Annotated in this window: 3 protein-coding genes; 1 reads left to right on the forward strand and 2 read right to left on the reverse strand. The window is 72.1% G+C overall.

What is annotated here, in order from left to right; translation table 11 throughout:
* On the reverse strand, positions 1-424 hold a 424-nt coding region (locus AOK03_RS39980), incomplete at its 3' end, for a DUF6578 domain-containing protein (protein WP_341845858.1).
* A gap of 133 nt (positions 425-557) precedes the next feature.
* On the opposite strand from AOK03_RS39980, the gene AOK03_RS39985 reads away from it, so the two are divergent.
* Positions 558-1,352: a site-2 protease family protein gene (locus AOK03_RS39985; protein WP_055570214.1), complete on the forward strand. Its 795-nt coding sequence runs from the start codon at positions 558-560 to the stop codon at positions 1,350-1,352.
* 19 nt (positions 1,353-1,371) lie between these two features.
* Here AOK03_RS39985 and AOK03_RS39990 read toward each other — a convergent pair.
* The coding region (locus tag AOK03_RS39990; protein WP_425264463.1) for a hypothetical protein at positions 1,372-1,651 on the reverse strand (280 nt) is incomplete at its 5' end.

Here is a 1,651-nt window from a genome sequence, read left to right on the forward strand (position 1 = left end):
CCTTCGCCCTCCCCACCCGCTCGAACCACTTCGGGCACGTGTCCACCGCCCGCAGCCGCCGCTTGCCCGGCACCGGGTTCTCCTCCACGTAGCCCTGGCGGACCACTTGGATGCCCCGCACCACCCCCACCGTCGACGGCCACTTCCCGCCGTGCCGCTCCACCGAGAGCAGCCCCGTCAACAGCGCCCGCGCGGGCCAGTCCCCGTCGCCCGGCCACGGCACGGTCACCCCGCCCGACCGCACGACGGGTCCGCCCCCGGCCGACTCCACCGGTCCCTCGATCTCGCTGAGTTCCGCCGCCCACTCGGGGCCCCGGGCCGTCGCGTCGACGAGCAGTTGCCACGCCAGTTCCGCACCCACCGCGAACGGCTTTCCGCAGCACTCCATCTGCCAGTCCTCGTACATCACGTTCCACAGCGCCATGCCTCCACCCTCCCCGGAACCCGGCGGCGCGTGCGAGACGTTTTCGGAATGAGCCAGGGAGGGCGGGGTACGGTCGGCACGCCCGGCCGCCGCCCGGCCGACCGCCGTCGCCAGACCCCAGGAGTCCCACCCCATGACCAGCACCCCCATCCGCCGCACCGACCGGCGGATCAGCCCCGTCTTCCTGGGGATCGCCGCCGTCACGGCGGTCTCCGGCTGGGCCGCCTGGACCGGTTTCGCCGACAACCCGGGGCTCGCCGTCTTCCTCTTCGTGACGGCCGCCTGGATCGTCTCCCTCTGCCTGCACGAGTACGCGCACGCGCGCACCGCCCTGCACAGCGGCGACATCTCCATCGGCGCGAAGGGCTATCTGACCCTCAACCCGCTCAAGTACACGCACGCGCTGCTCAGCATCGTGCTGCCCGTGCTGTTCGTGATCATGGGCGGCATCGGCCTGCCCGGCGGCGCCGTCTTCATCGAGCGGGGCCGCATCCGGGGCCGCTGGCGGCACAGCCTGATCTCGGCGGCGGGCCCGCTGACCAATGTGCTGTTCGCCGTCGTCTGCACGGCACCATTCTGGCTGGACGCCCTCGACGGCGTCCCGGACACGTTCCGCTATGCGCTCGGTTTCCTCGCCCTGCTCCAGGTGACCGCCGCGATCCTGAACTTCCTGCCCATTCCGGGCCTGGACGGCTACGGCGTCATCGAGCCCTGGCTGTCGCACGGGATCCGCCGCCAGGTGGAGCCGTTCGCGCCGTTCGGACTGATCGCGGTCTTCGTCGTCCTGTGGATCCCGGAGGTCAACCGCGCCTTCTTCGACGCGATCGACGCGATCCTGCGCTCCCTCGGCGTCACCGAGTGGGACACCTACTGGGGCCACGAGCTGTACCGCTTCTGGGAGGGCTCCCAGGAGATCCCCGGCAGCTGACCGGGGCCGACCGACGGAACTAGGAGGCGGACGCCTCGGGGCGGGCCGCCGCCCGCTGCGCGTCCCGCTCCACCTTGGCCCGCCGCAGGTAGAACCAGGCCATGTTCGAGGAGAGGCCGGCGAGCAGCACCCACACGACGCCGAGCCAGCTGCCCTGCACGAAGGAGATCACGGCCGCGGCGACGGCGAGGGCGCAGACGACGAGGGCGTACACGGCGAGGCGGGGCATGGGGGTCGGCTCCTGTCGGCTGAAGCGTGCGGACGTACGCATCCAGTGTCCCCCATGCCCGGCCTCGCCG

Source organism: Streptomyces atriruber (assembly GCF_001418325.1).
GTDB lineage: Bacteria > Actinomycetota > Actinomycetes > Streptomycetales > Streptomycetaceae > Streptomyces > Streptomyces atriruber.